Annotated in this window: 23 protein-coding genes and 1 riboswitch; of the genes, 15 read left to right on the top strand and 8 right to left on the bottom strand. The window is 64.0% G+C overall.

All coding sequences use genetic code 11. From position 1 onward, the window contains the following. The first annotated feature begins 2 nt into the window (after window positions 1-2). The 4 genes from RM2_RS14370 (at window position 3) to RM2_RS14385 (ending at window position 3,503) form a co-directional block, all read left to right on the top strand. Complete coding sequence (locus tag RM2_RS14370; RefSeq protein WP_072690256.1) at window positions 3-1,277, top strand: ABC transporter substrate-binding protein; 1,275 nt, start codon at window positions 3-5, stop codon at window positions 1,275-1,277. Between the two features lie 30 nt (window positions 1,278-1,307). Continuing rightward, complete coding sequence (locus RM2_RS14375) at window positions 1,308-2,357, top strand: carbohydrate ABC transporter permease (RefSeq protein WP_072690257.1); 1,050 nt, start codon at window positions 1,308-1,310, stop codon at window positions 2,355-2,357. 41 nt (window positions 2,358-2,398) lie between these two features. Further along, complete coding sequence (locus RM2_RS14380; protein WP_084721806.1) at window positions 2,399-3,250, top strand: carbohydrate ABC transporter permease; 852 nt, start codon at window positions 2,399-2,401, stop codon at window positions 3,248-3,250. A 61-nt stretch (window positions 3,251-3,311) separates the two neighbouring features. After that, complete coding sequence (locus RM2_RS14385) at window positions 3,312-3,503, top strand: hypothetical protein (protein ID WP_072690258.1); 192 nt, start codon at window positions 3,312-3,314, stop codon at window positions 3,501-3,503. Between the two features lie 75 nt (window positions 3,504-3,578). Here the strand turns inward: RM2_RS14385 and RM2_RS14390 are convergent, their stop codons facing one another. Both RM2_RS14390 and RM2_RS14395 read right to left on the bottom strand, forming a co-directional pair. Continuing rightward, complete coding sequence (locus RM2_RS14390) at window positions 3,579-4,661, bottom strand: inositol-3-phosphate synthase (RefSeq protein WP_072690259.1); 1,083 nt, start codon at window positions 4,659-4,661, stop codon at window positions 3,579-3,581. Then, window positions 4,654-5,211, bottom strand: a complete 558-nt coding sequence (locus RM2_RS14395) for a PadR family transcriptional regulator (protein WP_072690327.1) — start codon at window positions 5,209-5,211, stop codon at window positions 4,654-4,656. The genes RM2_RS14390 and RM2_RS14395 overlap by 8 nt, the downstream gene beginning before the upstream one ends. 301 nt (window positions 5,212-5,512) lie before the next feature. On the opposite strand from RM2_RS14395, the gene RM2_RS14400 reads away from it, so the two are divergent. The 3 genes from RM2_RS14400 to RM2_RS14415 all read left to right on the top strand — a co-directional run bounded on the left by RM2_RS14400 (window position 5,513) and on the right by RM2_RS14415 (window position 10,258). Further along, a complete protein-coding gene (locus RM2_RS14400; RefSeq protein WP_174553858.1) occupies window positions 5,513-5,932 on the top strand; it encodes a DUF5318 domain-containing protein in 420 nt (139 codons plus the stop codon). A gap of 249 nt (window positions 5,933-6,181) precedes the next feature. Then, complete coding sequence (locus tag RM2_RS14410) at window positions 6,182-8,554, top strand: transglycosylase domain-containing protein (protein WP_373863340.1); 2,373 nt, start codon at window positions 6,182-6,184, stop codon at window positions 8,552-8,554. 78 nt (window positions 8,555-8,632) lie between these two features. Continuing rightward, window positions 8,633-10,258 carry a glycosyltransferase family 87 protein gene (locus tag RM2_RS14415; RefSeq protein WP_072690262.1) on the top strand — a complete coding sequence of 542 codons (1,626 nt, stop codon included), beginning with the start codon at window positions 8,633-8,635 and terminating at the stop codon, window positions 10,256-10,258. Here the strand turns inward: RM2_RS14415 and RM2_RS14420 are convergent. The 5 genes from RM2_RS14420 to RM2_RS14440 all read right to left on the bottom strand — a co-directional run bounded on the left by RM2_RS14420 (window position 10,255) and on the right by RM2_RS14440 (window position 15,338). After that, window positions 10,255-10,542 carry a CD225/dispanin family protein gene (locus RM2_RS14420; RefSeq protein WP_072690328.1) on the bottom strand — a complete coding sequence of 96 codons (288 nt, stop codon included), beginning with the start codon at window positions 10,540-10,542 and terminating at the stop codon, window positions 10,255-10,257. The two genes, RM2_RS14415 and RM2_RS14420, sit on opposite strands and share 4 nt — an antisense overlap. A gap of 220 nt (window positions 10,543-10,762) precedes the next feature. Beyond that, window positions 10,763-12,124 (bottom strand): glycosyltransferase family 87 protein, encoded by a 1,362-nt coding sequence (locus RM2_RS14425; protein WP_072690263.1) that lies wholly within the window; start codon window positions 12,122-12,124, stop codon window positions 10,763-10,765. 73 nt (window positions 12,125-12,197) lie between these two features. After that, window positions 12,198-13,088 carry an arginase family protein gene (locus RM2_RS14430; RefSeq protein ID WP_072690264.1) on the bottom strand — a complete coding sequence of 297 codons (891 nt, stop codon included), beginning with the start codon at window positions 13,086-13,088 and terminating at the stop codon, window positions 12,198-12,200. Window positions 13,089-13,234: 146 nt separating this feature from the next. Further along, a riboswitch (SAM riboswitch) is annotated at window positions 13,235-13,347 on the bottom strand. Window positions 13,348-13,623: 276 nt separating this feature from the next. After that, on the bottom strand, window positions 13,624-14,112 hold the full coding sequence (locus RM2_RS14435; RefSeq protein WP_072690329.1) for a GNAT family N-acetyltransferase: 489 nt from the start codon (window positions 14,110-14,112) through the stop codon (window positions 13,624-13,626). A gap of 128 nt (window positions 14,113-14,240) precedes the next feature. Continuing rightward, window positions 14,241-15,338 (bottom strand): phosphatidylinositol-specific phospholipase C domain-containing protein, encoded by a 1,098-nt coding sequence (locus RM2_RS14440; protein WP_245813939.1) that lies wholly within the window; start codon window positions 15,336-15,338, stop codon window positions 14,241-14,243. A gap of 293 nt (window positions 15,339-15,631) precedes the next feature. On the opposite strand from RM2_RS14440, the gene rpsF reads away from it, so the two are divergent. The 7 genes from rpsF (at window position 15,632) to RM2_RS14475 (ending at window position 20,995) form a co-directional block, all read left to right on the top strand. Continuing rightward, window positions 15,632-15,919 (top strand): 30S ribosomal protein S6, encoded by a 288-nt coding sequence (rpsF, locus tag RM2_RS14445; protein ID WP_072690265.1) that lies wholly within the window; start codon window positions 15,632-15,634, stop codon window positions 15,917-15,919. 65 nt (window positions 15,920-15,984) lie between these two features. Beyond that, a complete protein-coding gene (locus RM2_RS14450; protein ID WP_072690266.1) occupies window positions 15,985-16,506 on the top strand; it encodes a single-stranded DNA-binding protein in 522 nt (173 codons plus the stop codon). Between the two features lie 38 nt (window positions 16,507-16,544). Further along, a complete protein-coding gene (gene rpsR / locus RM2_RS14455) occupies window positions 16,545-16,787 on the top strand; it encodes a 30S ribosomal protein S18 (RefSeq protein WP_005249686.1) in 243 nt (80 codons plus the stop codon). A gap of 17 nt (window positions 16,788-16,804) precedes the next feature. Then, the gene (rplI, locus tag RM2_RS14460; RefSeq protein ID WP_072690267.1) at window positions 16,805-17,260 is read left to right on the top strand and encodes a 50S ribosomal protein L9; all 456 of its coding nucleotides are present in this window, start codon (window positions 16,805-16,807) and stop codon (window positions 17,258-17,260) included. A 550-nt stretch (window positions 17,261-17,810) separates the two neighbouring features. Continuing rightward, on the top strand, window positions 17,811-19,973 hold the full coding sequence (gene dnaB, locus RM2_RS14465; protein WP_072690331.1) for a replicative DNA helicase: 2,163 nt from the start codon (window positions 17,811-17,813) through the stop codon (window positions 19,971-19,973). 97 nt (window positions 19,974-20,070) lie between these two features. Continuing rightward, window positions 20,071-20,628 carry an Ltp family lipoprotein gene (locus RM2_RS14470; protein ID WP_072690268.1) on the top strand — a complete coding sequence of 186 codons (558 nt, stop codon included), beginning with the start codon at window positions 20,071-20,073 and terminating at the stop codon, window positions 20,626-20,628. Between the two features lie 112 nt (window positions 20,629-20,740). Continuing rightward, window positions 20,741-20,995, top strand: coding sequence for a type I restriction-modification enzyme R subunit C-terminal domain-containing protein (locus RM2_RS14475; RefSeq protein ID WP_245813942.1), 255 nt, complete (start codon window positions 20,741-20,743; stop codon window positions 20,993-20,995). A 21-nt stretch (window positions 20,996-21,016) separates the two neighbouring features. On the opposite strand, the gene RM2_RS14480 is transcribed toward RM2_RS14475, so the two are convergent. Continuing rightward, entirely contained in the window at window positions 21,017-22,099 is a 1,083-nt protein-coding gene (locus RM2_RS14480) for a hypothetical protein (protein ID WP_169846735.1), read from the bottom strand. A gap of 360 nt (window positions 22,100-22,459) precedes the next feature. On the opposite strand from RM2_RS14480, the gene RM2_RS14485 reads away from it, so the two are divergent. After that, a complete protein-coding gene (locus RM2_RS14485) occupies window positions 22,460-23,821 on the top strand; it encodes an MFS transporter (protein ID WP_072690270.1) in 1,362 nt (453 codons plus the stop codon). The last annotated feature ends 36 nt before the right edge of the window (window positions 23,822-23,857 follow it).

A 23,857-nucleotide genomic window follows, 5' to 3' on the forward strand; every position in this document is an offset into this window, starting at 1 on the left:
TCATGGTTCAGATTTCGAGAGCGGTCCGGCGCACCGCGGTGTTTGCCACCGCTTCGCTTGTCACGCTCACCGCCTGCTCGACGAGCGACGGCGGGAGTGACTCCGCGTCAGAGAACCTCGATGGTCGCGGACCCATCACGTACGTCGAGGGCCAGGACACCACCGAAACCGGTGTGGTCAGGCAAATCATCGACGCGTGGAACGCCGAGCACCCGGACGAGCAGGTGACGTTCAGGGAGCAGTCGAATGACGCCAGTCAGCAGCACGATGATCTGGTCCAGCACCTGCAGGCCCAGCAGTCCGACTACGATGTCATGGCGCTCGACGTCCCCTGGACCGCGGAGTTCGCGGCAAAGGGCTGGCTGCAGCCATTGACCGGCGACTTCGCCATGGACAACACCGGCATCATTCCCGCCACGGTGGACAGCGCCACGTATAACGGCACCCAGTACGCGGCCCCGAAGAACACCAACGGCGGCCTGCTGTATTACCGCACGGATCTGTTGCCGGCTGCACCGACGACGTGGACCGAACTCGAAGCCGCCTGCGATGTCGCCACCGAAAACAACATCGACTGCTATGCAGGCCAGTTCGCTCCGTACGAGGGCCTGATGGTGAATACAGCCGAGGTCATCAACGCCTACGGTGGATCGTTCGTCGGCGAGGACGGCACGACCCCGACGATCGACAGCCCCGAGGCCCGCGAGGGACTGCAGGTTCTCGTCGACAACTTCGCGGACGGCAACATCCCGGCCCAGGACACCACGTTCCAGGAGCCTGAGAGCCAGCAGGCGTTCGAGGACGGTCAGGTGCTGTTCCTGCGCAACTGGCCGTACGTGTACGCCAACGCCGAGAAGGATTCCTCCGCAGTGAACGGCAACTTCGCCGTGGCCCCACTGCCCGGCAAGGACGGCATCGGCACGTCGACGCTCGGTGGTTACAACGCCGCAATCAGCGCGTACTCGGAGAACAAGGCGACCGCCCACGACTTCCTGGAGTTCCTCCAGGGTGAGCAGGCTCAGCGCATCATGGCGATGGACTCGCTTCCCCCGGTCCGCGCGGACCTCTACGACGACCCGGAGGTTGTCGCGAAGTACCCGTTCATGCCGACGCTGAAGGTGTCGATCGAGAACGCAGTCCCGCGTCCGGTTACGCCGTTTTACCCGGCCGTGTCGAAGGCTGTGCAGGACAACGCCTACGCTGCGATCAGGGGTGAGAAGTCGGTGGACCAGGCGATCACGGACATGCAGTCCGGAATCCAGTCCGCAGGCTCGTAAGGTATCGGGTCGTCGAACACAGGAGTGAAAATGGCCGTTCCCGCTGGGACCACCAGTGGAGCGCCAGCCCAAACCGCGGCCGGGGATTCGAACCCCGGCCGCGGTGCGCGTGAGAAGAGCGAGAGCGGTAGACGCATGGGGCTGAGTAGTCGTCGTGCGTGGCTGTTCATCGTTCCCGCGTTGTCCGTGCTGGCTGTTGTCATCGGGTACCCGGTGATCCGGGCAGTTGTGATGTCGTTCGAGAAGGACGCCGGTCTCGATCCGGTGACGGGCATGTTCACTCCGGGTGGCTGGGCTGGACTCACCAACTACACACACTGGATCCTGCAGCAGTGCACGTTTCCAGGCGGCGTGGTTGCGTCGTGCCCGCCGGGCACGCTGGGTTCGCAGTTCTGGTCGGCCGTAGGCAACACCGCGTTCTTCACCGTTGTGACGGTGAGCATCGAGATCACGATCGGCCTGTGGATGGCGATCATCATGGGCAAGACGTTCAAGGGCCGCGCTCTGCTGCGTGCGGCGGTCCTGATCCCGTGGGCCATCCCGACTGCGGTCACAGCCAAGCTCTGGTACTTCATCTTCGCGTACGACGGCATCGTCAACCGCCTGCTCGGAACCGAGATCCTGTGGACGTCGGACTCCTGGCCCGCCCGGTTCGCGGTGATCATCTCGGACGTCTGGAAGACCACACCCTTCATGGCCCTTCTGATCCTGGCAGGGCTGCAGATGATCCCGCAGGATATCTACGAGGCGGCCAAGGTGGACGGCGCTTCCGCGTGGCAGAGGTTCCGGCAGATCACGCTCCCGTTGGTGAAGCCGGCGTTGATGGTCGCCATTCTGTTCCGCACCATGGACGCACTACGGATGTACGACCTGCCCGCAATCCTCACCGAAGGCAATCCCGCTACCAGGACGGTTTCCATCCTTGTGGTTGACCAGGTGCGGCAAGGCTTCAACAGCGCGTCCGCACTGTCGACCATTACCTTCCTCATGATCTTCGCGGTGGCGTTCGTCCTGGTGAAGTTCCTCGGTGCCAATGCCGTCGAAACGCAGGAAGCCCAGCGGAAGGGGCCGAAATCGTGACCCATCGCGTCTTGGAGACGGATGCTCCGCCGACCTCGTCGTTGAAGCTGAACCTTCCGAAGGTCCCCTCGTTCAAGAATTCCCGCATCTACATCGGTGTCACGATCATTCTCGTGTGGGGGCTGGCGCCGTTCTACTGGATGGTAGTGACGGCCTTCCGTGACCCCGACTACACATTCGACACCACCCCCTGGCCCACGCATCTCACGCTCGAGAACTTCCAGAACGCACTGTCGACGAGCAGCGGAAATAATTTCACCCGGGCCGTCGTGAACAGCATGATCATCGGCGGGGTCACCACCGGGGTCGCCCTCGTGGTGGGCATTTTCACCGCGTATGCGCTGGCACGCATCGAGTTTCGCTTCAAGTACTTGGTGGTCGGTATCGTGCTCGGCGCATCGATGTTCCCCGTCGTCGCGCTGGTCACCCCGTTGTTCCAGTTGTTCACGAACATCGGCTGGATCGGCAGTTATCAGGCGATGATCATCCCGAACATCTCGTTTGTCCTGCCGCTCACCATCTACACGCTGACGTCGTTTTTCAGGGATCTCCCCTGGGAACTCGAGGAGGCGGCTCGGATCGACGGTGCCAGTCGCGGCCAGGCGTTCCGACTAGTGATGCTGCCGCTCGCGGCGCCGGCGCTGTTCACCACCGCGATCCTCGCGTTCATCGCGACCGTCAACGAGTACCTGCTCGCCAGCCAACTCTCCAGCGCCGCCACTGAACCGGTCACCGTCGCGATTGCCCGGTTCTCCGGCAACGACCCGCACGTCGTGCCTTATGCGGCGATCATGGCCGCGGGCACCATCGTCACGATTCCGCTGGTGATCATGGTGCTGCTGTTCCAGCGCCGCATAGTGTCGGGGCTGACGGCCGGTGGTGTAAAGAGCTAACCGGTCGAGCGAAGCGAGGGGAATTTGGACCGGTCGAGCGAAGCGAGGGGAGACTGAACCGATGCACCCGGTTGCGAAGCGCCAGCGACTCGAGGTCTTGATCGGGATCCTCGGGTTCTTCACGTCGATGGCGTTCATCGCGGCGGTCGTCGAGGTCGCGCGCGGCGACCCCGGCATCATGCCGGCGCTGGTGCTACTCGGCTGCTTGGTGCTGACGGGCCTGGCCGTTCTAGCCCGGAGTCGCCTCCGCTGAAACAGGCGGAGTCGAACGCAAAAGGCGAATGTACCGAGGTACATTCGCCTTTAGCTGAGCGACCAATGTGGGGGATTACGCGTCGATGATGAACGCCTCGAGCTCGCTGCGAGCCTTGTCGTCCGCCATCTGGACCGGCGGGGACTTCATCAGGTAGGCGGACGCCGGGTAGACGGGTCCGCCGATGCCGCGGTCCTTGGCGATCTTGGCGGCGCGGACCGCGTCGATGATGATGCCGGCCGAGTTGGGGGAGTCCCAGACCTCGAGCTTGTACTCCAGGTTGAGTGGGACGTCTCCGAATGCACGCCCCTCGAGACGGACGTACGCCCACTTGCGGTCGTCGAGCCAGCCGACGTGATCCGACGGACCGATGTGCACGTTGCCGGCGCCGAGGTCGCGGGTCAGGTTGGAGGTGACGGCCTGCGTCTTGGAGATCTTCTTGGACTCCAGGCGCTCACGTTCGAGCATGTTCTTGAAGTCCATGTTGCCGCCCACGTTGAGCTGCATGGTGCGGTCGAGCTGCACGCCGCGGTCTTCGAAGAGCTTCGCCATCACGCGGTGAGTAATGGTGGCGCCGACCTGCGACTTGATGTCGTCGCCGACGATCGGAACGCCGGCGTCCTTGAACTTCGCGGCCCACTCGGGGTCGGACGCGATGAACACGGGCAGCGCGTTGACGAACCCGACGCCGGCATCGATGGCGCACTGGGCATAGAACTTGTCGGCGTTCTCGGAACCCACGGGCAGGTACGAGACCAGCACGTCGACCTCGGCGTCCTTCAGTGCCTGGACGACGTCGACGGGCTCGGCCTCGGAGAGCTCGATGGTCTCGGCGTAGTACTTGCCGATGCCGTCGAGGGTGGGGCCGCGCAACACGGGAACGCCGGCCGGCGGAACGTCAGCGATCTTGATGGTGTTGTTTTCGCTGGCGAAGATGGCCTCGGAGAGGTCGAATCCGACCTTCTTGGCGTCGACATCGAAAGCTGCGACAAACTGGACGTCGCGGACGTGATAGCTGCCGAACTTGACGTGCATGAGGCCGGGGACGGTCGCCGTCTCGTCGGCATCCTTGTAGTACTGCACGCCCTGGACCAGGGACGAGGCACAGTTCCCCACGCCCACAATGGCCACGCGCACCGCGGTGCTGTTCTCACCCATTGTCGGGTTCTCCTTCTTTCTTAGGTGTTGCTGTCGATTGCTCGGCGGCGATCAGTTCGTTGAGCCAGCGCACTTCGCGTTCGCTGGATTCGAGACCGAGTTGGTGGAGCTGTTTTGTGTAGCGATCCAGCGTGCCGCTGGCTCTTCCGATCGCGTCTCGGAGCGCTTCGCGGCGCTCCTCGACCTGGCGGCGTCGGCCTTCGAGGATCCGCATCCGAGCTTCCGCGGGAGTGCGACTGAAGAATGCCAGATGAACACCGAATCCGTCATCGGTGTAGTTCTGCGGACCTGTGTCAGCGACCAGTTCCTCGAACCGCATCTTGCCGATCGGGGTGAGCTGGTAGACGCGGCGGGCACGTCGCTTGGCGGTCCCCGGCGGTCTTGCGTCCTCGGCGATCAACCCGTCCGCCTGCATGCGTCGAAGCGTCGGGTAGAGGGAACCGTAGGAAAAGGCGCGAAATGCGCCCAGGAGTCCGGTCAACCGCTTGCGCAGCTCGTATCCGTGCATGGGTGACCCGTGGAGCAGTCCGAGAATCGCCAATTCGAGCATGTCCACCCCCTGAGTCGCCCAACCTAACCATGTAATGCCATCGGCAACTATATCGTACCGATATATAGAACGATACGCCGAGCCGATACATGCGCCACGGATACCGCGGGTTGATTCGTCCAGGTGCGTGCGTTTCGGGGGTACGTGCACCTAGTCGCGTCCAGTTGGTTGTGCCCGGTGTCACACGGGTGTCGTCTGACCGACCGGATGTCACATCGGGCGAGCGTGACGGGGCACACGGCCGAGAGTGAAAATGGGAGTCGCACTAGCCATACCGGCGTACGCACGTACTCTGGTCTGCGTGCGGATACAGCGGCAGATGGTGGACTACGCGCTTCAGCGCCGGTCTCTCCTGGCCGAGGTCTACTCAGGCAGGACGGGTGTCACGGAGGTGTGTGACGCCAGCCCATACCTGCTCCGAGCTGCAAAGTTTCACGGCAAGGGCAGTGATGTGGTATGCCCTATCTGTCGCAAGGAGCAGCTGACTCTGGTCTCCTGGGTCTTCGGTGACAAGTTGGGTTCCGTATCGGGTTCGGCTCGTACGGCAGAAGAGCTGGTGCGTCTGGCGTCCACTCAGGAAGAGTTCTCGGTTCATGTGGTCGAGGTGTGCCGGACATGTAGCTGGAATCACCTGGTTCAGTCCTATGTTCTCGGTAAGCTACCTGCACCGAAAAGTCCGAGGCGGTCTTTGTCGCGGCCACGTCGGACCGCGAGCGAGTAGGACCTGTCCGGAGACGGAACTTGGGCCGAGTATTTCGCACACTTGGGCCGAGTATTTCGCACAGTAGTAACGCAGGACTGAATCAGGTCCACAACCACTGGAGATTTGTACGTGAGTTCCCCCCGCAGCAACGCCCCGGGTGACCGACCGAACGGACCGAGACGACCGAGCGGCCCCCCGCCGCAGGGACGCCCCGGAGGTCCACCACCCCACGGCGGACAGCCTGCGGGTGCGCCCCCGCCCCGACGCATGCCGTTTCCGCCTCCGCAGGGCGCGGGTCGTCCTCCGGGGCCCCCGCCGCACCGCCCCGGGCCCCCGCCACAAGGTGGTGGCCGCCCCCCGGGCCCTCCCCCGCGTCGTCCCGGTCCGCCGCCCCGGCGCCCCGGGCCCCCGCCCGGACGTCCCGCACCAGGTGCGCCAGAGACCCGCAACCAATCGGGTCCCGGTGGACGTCCGCCCGGCCCCCCGCCGTCGAACGGTCGCAAGACCGGCGGTGGCGGCCGTGGTGGCGAACCCCCGAGGGGTGGCAGAAAGGCAGCCGCGAAGAAAAAGAAGAAGTCGGTGTGGAAGATCGTTCGGCGGACGGCCTACACGGGTGTCGCACTTGGTCTCATCATCCCGATCTTGGTGTTCATGGCGGCCTACGTCGTTCAGGAAGTCCCGCGTCCCGGCGACCTCAAGACCAACCAGGTGGCCACGATCTACGCGGCCGATGGAACGTCCGTGATCAGCAAGGTTGTGCCGCCGGAAGGTAACCGCTCCGAGGTGACGCTGGACCAGATTCCGAAGCACACACGTGACGCCGTCCTGGCCGCCGAGGACCGGGACTTCTACACGAACCCCGGCTTCTCCATCGGTGGTTTTGTGCGCGCCGCTCGCGACAATGTCCAGGGCAAGGAAAGCGCCGGCGGTGGCTCGACCATCACCCAGCAGTATGTGAAGAAGACAATGGTCGGTTCCGACCGCTCGCTGACGCGAAAGATGAAGGAACTCGTCATCGCGTCGAAGATGGCCCGCGAATGGACGAAGGACGACATCCTCGCCGCGTACCTCAACACCATCTACTTCGGCCGTGGTGCGTATGGCATCGAAGCGGCGTCGAAGGCGTACTTCAACAAACCGGTCGAGCAGTTGACGATCGAGGAGAGCGCCGTTCTGGCGTCGTCGATCCAGCTGCCGTCACTGCTCGATCCGGAGACCAACCCGGACGGTGCACAGGCGCGTTGGAACTACGTGCTCGACGGGATGGTCACGGCCGGAACGCTCGAGCAGTCGGTCAGGGCCGGCATGCAATACCCCGCTTATGTGCCGCTGGCCCAGGTGGACCAGGGCGGCCAGGACTCGGGGCCGGAAGGGTTGATCAAGAACCAGGTTCTGCGTGAGCTGGGCGAGGCGGGGATCAGCGAACAGCTACTCAACACCGAGGGCTTGGATATCACGACCACGATCGATCCCACGGCCCAGGCTGCTGCCGTGGATGCCGTTAGCTCCAACATGACGGGTGAGTCGGAGAACCTGCGCGCCGCTGTCGTGTCGGTGGATCCCAAGACCGGCGCGGTGCGGGCGTACTACGGCGGCGAGGACGGCGTCGGTTATGACTTCGCGAATGCAGGCCTACAGACCGGTTCATCGTTCAAGGTGTTCGGGCTCGCGGCAGCACTCGACCAGGGCATCCCGCTGTCACAGATGTACGACAGCTCGGAACTCACGGTCAACGGCATCACCATCGGCAACGTCGGAGGCGAGAGCTGTGGCACCTGCACCATCGCCGAGGCGCTGAAGCGGTCCCTCAACACCAGTTTCTACCGCATGCAACTCGAACTCGACGGCGGGCCGCAGTCCATCGCGGACATCGCTCACAAGGCGGGTATACCGGAAGACATCCCGGGCGTCGGACCATCACTGAAAGAATCCGACGGCAGTGCTCCGAACAACGGCATCGTTCTCGGCCAGTATCTGTCGCGTCCGATCGACATGGCGTCGGCATATGCCACGCTGGCCGACTCGGGCACGTACCACGCCCCATACTTCGTCCAGAAGGTGGTGAGCGCAGACGGCACGGTGTTGTTCGACCGCGGCATCGTCCCCGGTGAGGATCGCATCGACAGGGCTGTTGCCGACAACGTCACTGCGGCGATGGAACCCATCGCCGCGTATTCACGCAACCACAACCTGGCAGGTGGGCGTCCGTCGGCAGCGAAGACGGGTACCACACAACTGGGTGACACCGGTGAGAACAAGGACGCCTGGATGATTGGCTACACGCCGTCGCTGTCGACTGCGGTTTGGGTCGGAACCACTGACGGTCAGGCTCTGCGGAGCAGCAGCGGCGGACAGATCTACGGCTCCGGTATACCTTCGGACATCTGGGAGGACACGATGGACGACGCTCTGAAGGGCACTTCCGTCGAGAGGTTCCCGAAGCCCGGGGCCATCGGTGGTCAATCGGGTGTCCCGTCGTTCACCGGGCCCCCGCCCACGACGACCTCGGCACCGCCGACGAGTACGTTCGAATTTCCGACGGATCTCTTGCCGCCAGTGTTCGAGCCGACGCCGGTCGAGATCCTGCCCGGGATCTCCATTCCGATTCCGCGCCTGGTTCCACGGCAGCCCCCCGGGTAGCCAATCGGTGCAACCGAACACGGGCGCGGGTGGGCGGTAGGTTCCGACGGGGTAGCGGGCGACCGGTAGCCTCGCGGAGTGGCCGAGAACGCTGATGCGCATACCGTGCGAGATGCGGGCGAGCCGGAGTTCGTCTCGCCCGCGCCCCTGGCGGAGGATAGGCGTTCCGCGGATTGGCGGGATCTTCCCGGTCGCACCGACCCGCTGACCGCAGACCTCTCCGCAGTGATCGGTGGTCCGGTCGGCCGGCATGCGGTGGTGGGGCGAAGTCGATTTTTCACGCCGATGCGCGCCATACTGTTGCTGGCAGTCTTGTTTCTGACGCTGGGCTGGTTCGCGAAGGCGCCGTGCATCCAACAGGCGCCATTAGGTGAGAACGGCGCGCTCGCGCTGGACTGGAGTGGTAGTCGGCAATATGTGGCGATGTGCTACTCGGACACGGTGCCGCTTTACGGCGCGGAACGGCTGAACGAGGGCGCCTTCCCCTACAAGAAGTCGTGGGTGGAGGACGTCGGCAACGGCCAGGTTCAGCAACGTTACATGGAGTATCCGGTGATTGCCGGCCTCTACCAGTATGTCTCGATGACGGCCGCGAAGTCGTGGGATGCAGTTCACTGGCTGCCTGGTGCGCTGCAGGTCGTGACCTATTTCAACGTCGTTGCCTTCGGTCTGGCGCTGGCGTGGCTCATCACGGTGTGGGCAAGTGCGCTTCTGGCCGGTCGCCGAATCTGGGACGCCGCAATGGCCGCGGCGTCGCCTCTCGTGATCGTGCATGCGTTCACGAATTTCGACCCCCTTGCAACGGCTTTCGCGGCGGGCGGGTTGCTGGCATGGTCGAGGAAGCGGCCCGTGCTCGCCGGAATTCTGCTCGGGCTCGGCGGTGCGACCAAGCTGTATCCGCTGCTGCTCTTCGGACCTTTGCTGGTGTTGTGTCTACGGACGGGCAAAGTGCGAGACTGGGGGGTGGCCGCGCTGGCTGGTTTCGGCGCGTGGCTGGCGGTCAATCTGCCGATCGCCCTGCTGTTCCCGAGTGGATGGGCCGAGTTCTTCCGTCTCAACTCCGAGCGCGGTGCCGACCCCGATTCCGTATACAACGTCATCACGTCGTTCACCGGCTGGGCCGGGTTCGACGGCGTCCTTCCGTCCGGTCAGTCCCCCACCGTCCTGAATACGGTGTCAATCTTGCTGTTCGCGGCGGTGTGCGTCGGAATCGGCTACATCGCCCTCACAGCACCAACCCGGCCGCGGCTGATGCAGCTGTGCTTCCTGGTGGTCGCGGGTTTCCTGCTCACGAACAAGGTGTGGAGCCCGCAGTATTCACTGTGGCTGGTGCCGTTGGCCGTTCTCGCCTTCCCCCACCGGCGGATACTGCTCGCGTGGATGACGATCGACGCGCTGGTGTGGGTGCCGCGAATGTTCTATTACCTCGGTACGTCGAACAAGGGCTTGCCCGAGCAGTGGTTCACCGCGACGGTGGTGGTTCGCGACGTCGCGGTGATCATCATCTGTGCGCTGATCGTCCGTCAGATCTACCGACCCGACGAAGACCTGACGCGGTACGGTTTCATCGATGATCCGTCGGGAGGTGTGTTCGACCAGGCGCCCGACGCCCAACCGCAGTGGCTACCCACCTGGCTGCGCCCGCGATCGACGGTGGAAGCAGTTCCGGCCCAGAAGGTTCCGTTGGGAAACTCTGGAGCTTAGGACCTTGACAGCACCAGTGCCGCCCCGACGGATAGCACTGCGATCGAGACGCCCACGGCGAGCGCACGGATCGACCACCGGCGGGCGTCGGCGGCGGCACGCACGGAACTGTCGTACTCTCCCTGCTCCCACAATCCGCGCACGCTGAGCGCTCGTAGAAGCGCGACGATGCCGAACGGCACGAAGGTGACGATCGCCAGGATCGCGAGAGGGAGACTGCTGGCGGGCGGCGGCGCCAGGCGCCCGCTGTACTCCGTCGAGTTGTCCTGCTGCTGTGACGTCATGCGATGCCTCCCCGTGGCTGGGCCCACGAATATGGGCGACGTCGTGGAGTATAGACCCGTCGAGATACCCCTCTGCGCAGCGCCTTTCGATCGATCGTAATGCGACATCGGACGGGCCGTGGCACGACCGCCGAACTCGGCCCGACCGGTCAGTCCTCGACGCACGCCTCGAGTCGTACGTGCCGTCCGAGGAGAGTTGGGTGAGCGAACCAGGATTCGCTCATCGCGCGGGCTCGGGAGATTTCGGCCGCGATCGTTGGTCGCTGTCGGGATCTGTGGTGGCACTGACATGAGGGTGTCGAAGGCTGGCGCGCAGGAATACGAAGAACAGCACCATGAGCAGTGCCGCACGACCCCACACCCCGAACTTCACCAGCAGCTCGAAGGTCGTCGCGTCGGTCTCGGAGACCAGCGCCCCGAAGTACTTGAAGACACCGATCCCGAGCGACAGGTCGGCCACCAGATACGCTGCGACAAGCCCCCACGGCACCCGTAGCAGCACGAAGAACGGGACGAGCCACAGTGTGTACTGCGGCGAATGCACCTTGTGCAGCAGCAGGAATCCGCAGAGCATGGCGGCGCTGACCGGGATCCACGGGTATATGCCTTCGCGCTGGTACCGCAACCAGCCGAGTCTCATGGCAACCGCAAACGCGGCGCACACCAGCAGCGGCGACACGAGGCTCACGGTCTGGTCGTACGCCGGCACTGGGGTATCCGCGTCGTGCGGCCCGAACAGCGGTCGCAGACCCCAGTACCAGATGGAATTGCTGGTGATGTCTGCTTGCCGATTTTGCTGGAATGTGAAAGATGCTCGCCAGCCCTGGAAGGAGATCAGGGCGAACGGCAGATTCACCGCCACCACGGTGGTGATCGCAGCCACTCCGACCATGACGGCGCCGCGCACGTCGTACCGGCGTTCGGCGGTGCGGTCGTGCGTCAGGACGTATGCGATCAGCGGAAGCACGAACGCACCCGGATACAGCTTGAGACAGAAACCGACGGCGAGGAGTACGGCCGCGATGACCGCGCGGGTGCGCAGCGGAATGCGTTCGAGTGTCATGACGAAGATCGCGGCCACCGACATGGCGATCACTGGTAGTTCCCAGTTGTGGAATGCATACAGAATCAGCGGCGGGCCGACCGACCAGAGCAGAGCCCACCAGCCCGCCAGACGTCCCAGCATCCAGGCCGTGAGCAGGCCGAACGGAGCGAGGATCAACGCCGAGTGCAGGAGGAAGTCGGCGTCGGTGTGTGAACCGATGCCGCCGAGCCACATCAGGACACCGCTGAGTACCGGGTATTCCACCGTGCCGCCGGTCAGGGTGCCGTCGGAGTTGATCCCGCCGGTGAGGTAGGGAAAGACGTGCAGGTTGACGTCGCGGCCGAGCCACAGGAGTTGGATGTCGGAATAGCAGACCTGCGTGTCCTTGATACGGTCGAAGATCAGGCTGCGCCCGGCGTCGTCGAACGGCGCCCCGGCGCATCGAGCCTTCTGCAGATAGCCGACGAGCATGGACAGGCCGGCCAATCCGACGGCCAGCGCCGCGATCGGCGCCCGCTGCCGAACTCCGATATGCATGGATCCACACTAGTTCTCTACGGACGCCACACTCGGCTCTGTCGGGAAATAGCGCCTGGGAGACTTCGAACACCTAGTCGAGCAGGCTGGCCTCCGAAATCGTCAGGCGGTGCAGATCCACCAACTCCTTCTCGTCGAGGCGAGTGCCGACGTAACCCCCGGCCAAGGCAAAGGCGACGGGGACCTCGCGCGCCTGGCACCAGCTGAACAACAGGTGTTCGCGGGCGTCCAGCACCTCGCGTGTGATGCCGTCCAGCCCACCGCTGTCGCAGCCCTCGTATGGGTCCATCCCGGCGTTGTAGAGCACCAGGTCGAAGTTCGGCCCGATATGGTCGATCCGGCTCAGCGCCTGACTGCACTCGGTCAGATAACTCTCCCCGTCCGAGACCAAGACCGGCTTGCATCGATCTGTCTGATCGTAAAAGTCGAACCAGTCCACTGACACGTCGGCCTGCCAGATCCTCGGGTCCGACTGCACGAGCGAAGCGGTGCCGCCGCCACAGTGCGCGTCGAAGTCCACAATCAGCACCGACTCGGCGCCGGCATCGAGTGCGGTGGCGGCGGCTAACGCCAGGCCGTTGAAGGTGCAGAAGCCACGGCCCGAGGTCCGGTAGGCGTGGTGCAGTCCTGAGGACAACGACCCGGCGACCCCACCGGTCCGCAGCCCGGCCAGGGCCGCGTCCACAATGCCCCCAGCCGACGCCGTGGTCGCGGTCCACAGATCCTCGTCCCACCTGATTCCCGGCGACCCGGCGAGGCCACGGGGCGAACCGCACTGCACCGCCTGGACGTACTGCAGGTCGTGTACGCCGGCCAGCTCCTCGACATTCAGCGAGTGAGGGCGCACCAACTCCACCCCGTCGATGGGATCGCGAAGCAGAGACTCGGCGACCCACTGCGACTTGAGGGTGGTGTCGAACGCGTGGGTCGATGCGGTGTACTCGGGAGAGTAGAAGACCTTCATGGCCTGGTGTCCTTCCAGGTGCGTTGGCCCCCTACGTCAGCCCCCTACACCGCAGACTACCGATTTGTGCTGGCTTCGGTGTTCGTACGGGTGCTGAGCTGCTGTGATCCCGGGCGGCATCAACTCCTCCGGTCCAGTCCGGTCCGGCGGCGCACTTACCCGAACCGGTCGGTACAGGCTGCTTCGTCATCCGATCCACCCTCAAACGCAGTGGGGTTGGTGTGCGGCCAGTCGGAGCTTGGCGCCGCATCTCGTGAAACTGGCCAATGCATATAGCGGGTGTACGACGCATCCGCGCATGTCGACACGTCCCGTTAGTCATCGTAGTGATCGAATGTCTCACCGGTTCAATCGGATTGAGCCAGCATCATTCCTTGCATCCCGTCGTGGCCCGGTCAGGCTCTGTCAGTGGGAGGTGCCGTGTGAGTGGTGGTCACGGAATTCCACACCAACTTCAGATGTGCCGCAACAACACCGTCATATGCCACACCCCGACTGCGCGTACAGCAGGAATCCGCGCAGCCGATCATCCCGCTTATCGCGCGTGCTGCCCGAGTTTGCGGGTCATGAACACACTGTTGGGATCGTCCTGGTAACTGCCGAACGGACCGCAGAATTCGAATCCGTGCTTGATGTACAACTTTCGCGCTGGTTCGAAGAAGTCCTGCCGTCCGGTCTCCAGGCTGACCCGCCTGAATTCACGGACAGTGGCCTCGGCCATTAGGTGCGACAACAGATCCGAGGCCAGTCCACGTTGCTTATATACGCGCGAGGTGCGCATCGATTTGATCTCGGCGTGCCCGCCGCCGAGATCCTTGATCGCGCCGCACGCCACCAGCACAGTCTCCGACCACATCGTCCAGAACGTCACCTCGGGCACCCGCAACCCGTCCAAGTCCAGCGCGTGGCAGCTCTCCGGCGGGGAGATCGATCGCATCTCGTTATTGTGTTCCTGCAGCAAGGCCGCGATCTCCGAACCAGTCAGATCGTCGATCCGGATCACTGGAGCGGCAGTGGCACCCATCTCGAATCCAGCGTCATCACCCGCCTGCAACCGGTTCGACATTCGGGGCCGCCGAGGCTTGCTGCTGGTCGCGCGGTCTTCCGGAAACCGTTGGTTTTCCGGACAACTGGTGCTCGAGGGGAGTTGTGTCATGCGCCACGGGGAATGACGTCGGACAGCACCGCCGGTAGTGAGGCCCAGTCGGAAGTGACGATGCTGGCAGAGAGGGCCGCCAACTTGGCCACCCGCGCCCGCGCCTCTCCCTCAGTTGGCGTCCTGCTGTCGATCGGGGGCGCGACGCTTTCCGCGGCGGTCATCACCAGCAGATATCCGTTGTCGCGGTACCACTCGGTGTCGATGTCCCGCGAGACGAACCCGGACGCACCACCGTCGAACACCACGAACCAGGGCCGAATCGACTCGTCCTCATACTTCGCCTCTCGCGGATCGCCCTTCCTCGCGCCGAGTGCGGCCGGGAAAGCCACAGCCTGCTCGAGTTCATTTTCCGCCGCCAGGTCCCGAACATGAGTGCCGTACTCGACGTCGGTATGCAGGGTGTCGAGTGGGTTCTGTCCCTCGACTGTTCCCTTGGTCAGATAGAAGAGGAACTTGCCCCGCATCGCGTCACGGGTAGGCCAGCCATGGGTACGCACCGCCTCGTCCAAGGTCGAGTCGGCGTCGCCAACCAAGTCGGCCGGACGCAGCAGCGCGTCGCCGAGTTGTCCACTGACGAGTGCGTCGAAGTCACTCGGCCCCCGCCCGTTTGCCGCCGATCCGCTGGACCCGACGGTCTGCCCTGCGTTGAACCCGTCCTTCATCTCCATCTTGAATATCACTGGAGGGTGATCGGGGTTCGCGTCGTGCCACACCCGCATGTCCGCCAGGCAGCCGTCGAGCCCCTGATCGCGCGAACCGGTGCGCAACTCGGCCTCCGACTTCGCACCAACGCAGTTGTTGTCGTTGCCAATGGGATTGGCATGCGATACCCGCCACCCTGGAGCCGCGCTGTTGGTCCACACATCGAGTTCGATCAACGCAGCACCGGAGTCCAGCGCATCGGCGAGGAACGGGAAGGTGGACTTCTCGTAGGCATTGTGAACGCCGACCGTGGTGGTTTCGTCGTACCCGAGCAATTCGGTGTCCGCAGGCGGTTCGGCAGAGTTCGCAGTCGTGGGCAGCGAAACCAGGATGGCAGCCATGGCCGCGAGGGAGGCAATCGTCGCGCGTCCCGGTCGAGAGATGTTCACTGTCTTGCCGCCTTTTCGAGAATAAATAGGAACAGCCGGGAGCGTATAGTCATTCGTGTTCGGCCCGTGGGCTTTTCGTCGAACATTTCGATTTGCCCGCCACCTCGGTACTTCTCTGGCTGTATCGGGGTGCGCGCACATAGGGAAACGCTGATCCCGTGATCGGACCGGGCGGCCTGACTTCGCTGGTCAGGGGCTCGTCGTGTAGCCTGCAAAGGTTGCTGACGCAACGACCCTCCTGCCACGGACAGTCCGTGGCCGTTTCACTAGTCCATAGGAGGTGATGAGGTCTTATGCGTCATTACGAATTGATGGTCATCCTTGACCCCAGCCTGGACGAGCGCACTGTTGCTCCTTCGCTGGATACGTTCCTCAATGTTGTTCGCCAGGACGGCGGCAAGATCGACAAGGTCGATGTTTGGGGTAAGCGTCGCCTCGCCTACGAGATCTCCAAGCAGAGCGAAGGCATCTATGCGGTGATCGATATCAGCGCTGCTCCCGCCACTGTTGCGGAGCTCGATCGTCAGCTCGGTCTGAACGAGTCGGTGCTGCGAACGAAGGTTCTTCGCCACAACAAGTGATTTCTGTCGGCCCCGAGCCTTAGGCTCGTGCCCAACCGAACTCCACATTCTGCAGGAGGAACCAAATGGCAGGCGACACCGTTATCACCGTCATCGGAAACTTGACGGCTGATCCGGAGCTTCGATTCACCCCCGCGGGTGCCGCGGTCGCGAACTTCACCGTTGCGTCCACGCCCCGCACCTTCGACCGTCAGACCAATGAATGGAAAGACGGTGAAGCCCTGTTTCTGCGCTGCAACATTTGGCGCGAGGCAGCCGAGAACGTTGCGGAGAGCTTGACCCGTGGTTCGCGAGTGATCGCGAGCGGCCGGCTCAAGCAGCGCTCCTACGAAACTCGTGAAGGTGAGAAGCGCACTGTCGTCGAGCTAGAGGTCGACGAGATCGGCCCCTCGCTGAAGTACGCCACGGCCAAGGTCAACAAGGCCAGTCGTGGCGGCGGAGGCGGAGGCGGCTTCGGTTCCTCCGGCGGATTAGGCGGCGGACGTCCGCAATCCACCAGCGGCGGAGATGATCCGTGGGGCAGTGCGCCGCAGGCGCAGGACTCCTTCGGAGGCTCTGGTGGTGGGAGCGACGAACCCCCGTTCTGATCCGTACCTGATCGGAACATCCAGAAAAGAGCAAACTAATGCCGAAGCCGCCCTTGCGCGACAAGGTAATGAAGAAGAAAATCTGCATCTTCTGCAAAGAGAAGAACACGCAGATCAACTACAAGGACACGACGCTTCTGCGTAAGTACGTCAGCGACCGTGGCAAGATCCGCGCGCGCCGTGTCACCGGCAATTGCGTCCAGCACCAGCGCGACGTTGCCATTGCCGTGAAGAACTCACGTGAGGTGGCGTTGCTGCCCTACGCCACCGTGGCTCGCTAAGGAAAGGGAGGGAAGACATGAAGCTCATCCTCACCGCTGACGTGGACAACCTCGGTGCGCCTGGCGACACCGTCGAGGTCAAGGACGGCTACGGCCGCAACTACCTGCTTCCTCGCGGCCTGGCGATCGCTGCCACCCGCGGCGCCGAGAAGCAGGTCGAAGGCATCCGTCGTGCCCAGCAAGCTCGCGCTGTGCGTGGTCTCGACCACGCACAGGAGCTCAAGGCAGCTATCGAGGGCCTCGAGTCCGTCTCGCTGTCGGTCAAGACCGCCGGTGATTCGGGCAAGCTCTTCGGTTCGGTTACCGCCGCCGATGTTGCAGGTGCCGTCAAGGCCGCTGGTGGACCCGTGGTCGACAAGCGCAGCCTGGAACTTCCGAAGGCTCATATCAAGGCGACCGGAAAGCACGCCATCGTCGTGAACCTGCACGCCGACGTGGTTGCGAAGTTCCACCTGAACGTCATCGGCGCTTAGTCGACTCGTCGTTCTTTTCGAACGCAGGTCCCCACGTTCCTCGGAGCGTTGGGGACCTGCGTTTGTCGAATCTGGGAGCTAGTCCCTCATCCGTGCTAGATGGGGGGCGAAACATCTTCCCAGGCGGGAGCGAATCATCTTCCCAGGCGGGGGCGAATCATCTTGCCAGGCGGGGGCGACCCGCGCGACACGCCCGACTCCCCAACGCGGAAGACACGCCGAACGAGTTTCCATCCACAATGGCGATAGTCCAAAAATTTAGCCTGAACTGGCGTTTCTGGATTGTGATACGTACTTATCCTCAGGTTGTCCCCATGGGGTTAACAAACGTATCCAGTTGTTTCCACAATTCATCCCCAACCCTGTGCACAGGCCGGTTTGATCACTGGGGAGCCGGTCCCTAACGTCGTTCCAGCGTGTCTCACTATCACGGCGCCGTTTGCCGTGAAGAGCCTGAGAAGCTAGTCGGTAGGGGCGAGTACAAAGACTTTGAGGCTACCGAGATCGAGTTCTCGACAGCAGCGCAACAGTGATCCGGAAGGTCGGTCGAGTGGCTGTAGTAGACGATCGGGGCCGTTCCGAATACGCGGGTCCGCCTGACACGGAACCCGGTGAGGAGTTCGGTCGGCAGCCACCACAGGACATGGCGGCCGAGCAGTCGGTGTTGGGCGGCATGCTGCTCAGTAAGGACGCCATCGCGGACGTGCTCGAGGTGCTCCGGCCCGACGATTTCTACCGCCCCGCCCATCAGTCGGTGTACGACGCCGTCCTCGACCTCTACGCCCGCGGTGAACCCGCCGATCCGGTAACAGTGTCCGCTGAACTCGACCGCCGCGGCGAACTCCGTCGTATCGGCGGAGCGCCCTATCTGGTGACGCTCACCCAGACGGTCCCTACTGCCGCCAACGCCGGCTACTACGCCGAGATCGTGTCGGAAAAGGCGATCTTGCGGCGCCTCGTCGATGCCGGTACGCGGATCGTGCAATACGGCTACACCGGTGCCGACGGCCAGGACGTCGCCGAGGTCGTCGACCGTGCGCAGGCGGAGATCTTCGAGGTCACCGAACGTCGTACTACCGAAGACTTCGTCCCCCTCGAGCAGTTGCTACAGCCGACGATGGACGAGATCGACTCCATCGCCAGCCGCGGCGGAATCTCACTCGGCGTGCCCACCGGCTTCGTCGAACTCGACGAGGTCACCAACGGCCTCCACCCCGGTCAGATGATCATCGTCGCGGCCAGGCCCGGTGTGGGTAAGGCGCTCGCCCTCGATACACCCCTCGCTACCCCCGCGGGCTGGACCACCATGGGTGAGGTCCGGGTCGGCGACCACCTGATCGACGCCGACGGCAAGCCCACCCGCGTCGTCGCGGCCACCGACGTCATGCACGGTCGGTCATGCTACGAGGTGGAATTCTCCGACGGCACCGTCCTCGTCGCCGATGCTCAACATCAGTGGCTGACGAGGGTTGACGGCTTGCCTGCCATCCACACCACGGATCAGATTGCCGGGTCGCTCGAGCGTGGGCATCATGTCGCGCATACCGGCGCGCTTCAGCTGCCGTCGTCGAGCGTCAGTGTCGACCCCTACGCGTTGGGGGCCTCGCTCACTACGGGCAGCATTGCAGTGGCGGCCAAGCGCGTTCCGGCGGAGCTGCTGCGCGGCTCGGAGCTGGAGCGGCGCGAGCTGCTGGCCGGTCTGCTCGACGCAGGCGGTTCGGTCGGCGACGACGGTTCGGTTTGCTTCGAGGCCAAGAATGTTCCGCTTGCGGACGATGTTCACGAACTGGTCGTCGGGTTGGGATACGACTGCCGACGCATCGCCGGCCACCTGACCTTCTCCGCCAATGACGAGGTGTTCCAACTTCACCGGAAGGCGATCCGGCACAAGGAACTTCGTGGTGAGGTCAGCGGCTCGCGCCGCATAGTCGACGTGCGCCGGATCGAGAGCGTTCCCGTGCGGTGCGTCGAGGTCGACAACGCAGATCACCTGTACCTCGCGGGCCGTTCGATGGTGCCCACGCACAATTCCACGCTGGGCATGGACTTCCTGCGTTCCTGTTCCGTAAAGAACGGCATGGCCAGCGTCATATTCTCCCTGGAGATGAGCAAGACCGAAATCGTCATGCGTCTGCTGTCTGCGGAGGCAAAGATCAAACTCGGCGATATGCGCTCCGGCAAGATGACCGACGACGACTGGACCAAACTCGCCCGCCGCATGAGTGAGATCAGTGAGGCGCCGCTCTTCATCGACGACTCCCCCAACCTCACCATGATGGAGATCCGCGCCAAGGCTCGCCGGCTCAAGCAGAAGCACGACATCAAACTCATTGTGGTGGACTACCTTCAGCTGATGACGTCCGGTAAGAAGGTCGAGTCGCGCCAGCAGGAAGTCTCCGAATTCTCGCGCAGCCTCAAGCTTTTGGCGAAGGAACTCGAGGTTCCCGTGGTCGCCATCTGCCAGCTGAACCGTGGCCCCGAACAGCGAACGGACAAGAAGCCGATGGTTTCCGACCTTCGTGAGTCGGGCTCGCTCGAGCAGGACGCCGACATGGTCATCCTGCTACACCGTCCCGACGCCTTCGAACGCGACGACCCACGCGGCGGTGAGGCCGACCTCATCCTGGGCAAGCACCGCAACGGTCCGACGGCGACAATCACTGTGGCACACCAACTTCACCTGTCCAAGTTCGTGGACATGGCGCGGGGGTAGTAGTTCTTGGCCGGGTTCGGGTCGAAGCTGCTTAACCCTTGTCCACCGTTTGGGGGAACCCCCATCGTGAACCGAGATCGTATGGCATGCTTTTCGCATGAAGCTGCAACTCGCTACGTCCTTCCTGGCCATAGGTGTCCTAACGCTTACGGGTTGTGGCGGGAACACGGAAGGTAAGTCAGAAGCCCAGGAATCCGCTCCGACGACTGCACTGAGCACGCCCACCACCACCTCCGAGATGCGCACTCCTGCCCCGTCGCCGAGTAAAGCGGAGGTAGCGGCGCCCAGCACGTACCAGGTGCCGGCACCAGCGCCCGCACCAGCGCCCGCGCCGGCAGCCGCACCGGTCCCGGCCAAGCCGCAGATCAGTGCCAGTCAACGGAACGCCGTCCGGTCTGCCGATCAGTACATCGACATGATGGCCTTCTCCCGCAGCGGACTGATCGAACAGCTTGAGTTCGAAGGCTTCTCCGTCGCGGATGCGACGTACGCGGTGGACAGTTTGAATGCGGACTGGAACAAGCAGGCTGGGCTGAGTGCCGAGCAGTATCTCGACATGATGTCGTTCTCCAGGTCGGGACTGATCGAGCAGCTGGAGTTCGACGGCTTCACGAGAGCGCAGGCTGAGCACGGAGCCAACGCAGCGTACAGATAAGTCCGCACGAACCTTTCGAGTACTTCCTCCTCGGCGCTGTATGGTCTGGGTTGCACCAATCTATTGTGCCAACCCTGACCGGATGCGCTGGACTCCAAGGGCGTCGAGGGCGGTGACCGACGCTTTCGCGGAGTTTCTGCACGGTAAGACCGCGACCGCCAGCCAGATCGACTTCGTCAACCTGATCGTCTCGCACCTGACCTGTCACGGGGAGATGGACCCGAAGCTGCTGTTCGAGTCGCCGTTCACCAACAGCGCCCCGCAGGGACCGACTCAGGCATTCGGGGACGAGCCGGCGGTGCGGTTGGTCCAGGTGATCCGGTCGATCAACGCGTCCGTCGAGCCGACGGAAGCGGCCAGCGCCTGAACCGGCCGGAGTGCTATGCGCTCACTCGGTGACCGACCGTGGGAGTGATAGCGAGATCCTCTCTACGACATCCGCGTTCGCCGGATCGTGGAATGGGTCCGGTGGATCCCAGAAAAGGGTGCCGCGCGTGCGCGTACCGAGGTCGACCGGCGTGCGCTCACCGTCCGGCGTTCGGATGGTGACCTGCCCGTCGGCAGATCGCGAGTCCGCCTCGTCGGCAGCGTGGGCTTTGCCGACCCGAAGGCGTTTCGCCTGCAACGCAGCCGCGGCGTCCGGGTCGTCGACTGGTATCAACCGCCCATCCCGGTCGAGCATTCGCACAGGGTGTGCGTCCGGTTCGACACGGACGACACCATGCCGGCGATCAATCCGCATCACAGGCCGGGGCATGCGGAGGATGAACAGGCGTCCGTTGTCAACGATGGCGCCGCCGCCTTCGGTGCTCACGCGTTCGACCGCCAATGGCCCGTCGAGGGCGCGGTCGCATCGGAACACGTCGTAGTGGGAGGTAATCCAACACCCACCCGAATCGGCGTGTACGTCACGCGCCCACCTATTCCCCGGAGGCTCGATCGTCAGCGGCAATAGGTACTCGGTGATCCGCGGTGGCGTCGAGCGGGTATCGAGGTGCAGGAGAATGGGGTTCGACCGATCCATCAACCAGACATCCGCGCCGTCGGCAGACATCGCCCCGGGAGCGAACTCCGAATCGAGGGGCGGCACGTCGTCGAGGTCGAGATCGACCAGAACCCCGGTTGGGCAGAAGCTTTCGTCGTCCACCAGTGGTTCCAATGTCGACCAGAATCGTTTTGGTGTGGACTCGACCTCGATGAATCGCTCGGTATCTTCGATGGTACGGGCACTGTTGTCGGTGCGTTCGACTGGCTGTTCGACCACCCGCAACCGCCGCACCCTGCCCCGAACGGGCACAGGATCTTCCTCCGACCGTCCTGGTCCGAGGCGGGCGACGAATCTTCCCGTGACTTCGACTGCTCCCGTGACCGGTCGGTCGGACCACCAAGTGGCCGACCAGCCGTCCCCGAACAACCAGATCAGCCAGTGCAGACCACCGTCCGGGTGAACGCCGGCCCCCTGCCCGAACACCGGCCGTGCAATCCCTCGCGCGGATTGTTCGATGGGTGACGCCACAGAACCAGTGGGGATGAACTGCACCACCACTTCGACAACATCACCTCGAGAAGGCGGAGCGAGTGAACGATCATCAAAAACTGCACCGGGAATCAGGACCCGGAGTGTGCGACATGCCGTTTCGGCGATCATCGTCGAACCCCACGCACTCGACGATCCGATGGACGACGCCATCGGGCGCGGGGCTACCTTGCGCCGAACAGTACCGCACCCTTCAACCAGAGACGGCAACGCCGCTTCAACTGGGCGTGTACCCCCCGTTCCAAGCTGCGCATAATCCGCTCGAGACCGGAAACGATCGCCTATGTTGGCCGGATGACGATGGCTCCCCCACGGCTGAGTAGATCGACCGTAACCGGCTACTCGCTGGGTTCGGTGGGCACCGGCGGGTTCGCCACCCTCCCCGGGCTGGTGCTGGCCTACTACCTCACCGACACCCTTGGTGTCGCCGCGGCGGTCGCCTCGGTGGTGGTGTTCGCACCCAAGGCGCTCGACTTGCTGATCAACCCGTACATCGGTTCCCGCAGCGACGCAGCCGCGGCCCGCACCGGGACACGACGACGGTTCCTGCTCCTCGGCGCGCTGGCCCTGCCGGTGTTCTTCGCACTCACCTTCGCGGTGCCCGCCGGCGCCTCGACTCTGGTCGGGTGCCTGTGGGTGACCGTGGCGTTCATCTTCGCCGCGATCGCCTTCAGCCTGTTCCAGGTTCCGTACATCGCGTTGCCCGCCGAGCTCACCGACGACTATCACGAGCGGTCCCGGCTGATGTCCTGGCGGGTCGCGCTGCTCGCCGTCGCGATCCTGCTGTTCGGTGCGGGTGGCCCCGCGCTGCGCGACCTCGGAGGCGGCGGCCAGCCTGGATACCTTTTGATGGGGATCTTCGCGGGGCTCGCCCTCGGGCTCGGGATGCTGGCCGCCTGGCGGATCGCGCCACGCGGACGCAACGTCGACCCCGACGCCGCCCCCGCAGACGCCTCGTCGGGGCACGGGCTCGCGGACAGCCTCGCCGCGGTGCGCTCGAGCGGCCCGTTCCGATTCCTGCTCGGCGCCTTCGTGCTGCAGGCCCTGGCCACCGGATGCATGCTGGGTGCCGCCCAATACGTGGCCACGTACGTGCTCGACTCCGAAGGCTCGGTGTCCGTCCTGTTCGCCGCGCTGGTCGCACCCGCTCTGGCGGTGATGCCGATGTGGATCCGGCTGGTGCGGGCGTGGGGCAAGCGGGGCGCGTACTTCCTGGCGTCCGGGCTGTTTCTGTCCTCAGCCGTCGCCATGCTCGGCCTCCTCGCCACCCCCGGGCCGTGGGTGTATGCGGTGGTCGCGCTGGCGGGCATCGGCTACGCCGGCATGCAGATGCTGCCGATGTCGATGCTGCCGGACGTAATCAGCGACCACGAGAACGCCACTACCGGATCCGTTCGTGCGGGCGCCTTCAGTGGGGTGTGGACCGCCGCGGAGACCGTGGGATTGGCACTCGGTCCCGCGGTGGTGCTCGCCATCCTCGCCGCCACCGGGTTCGTCTCCTCGGCCGGCGGGGAGACCGTCATCCAATCCGACGGAGCCGTCACCGGCATCGTGATCGCCTTCGCCGCCGTGCCCGCCGTCCTCGTCGTGGCGAGCATGGTCGCGTTGCGCGGATACCGACTAGCAGCCGAGGAACGGAACATGAGCGACAACTGATCGAGTCCCTTGCCCGCTTCATGCAATAGGCGGTTG

The organism is Rhodococcus marinonascens NBRC 14363 (assembly GCF_001894885.1).
Taxonomy (GTDB): Bacteria; Actinomycetota; Actinomycetes; order Mycobacteriales; family Mycobacteriaceae; genus Rhodococcus_F; species Rhodococcus_F marinonascens.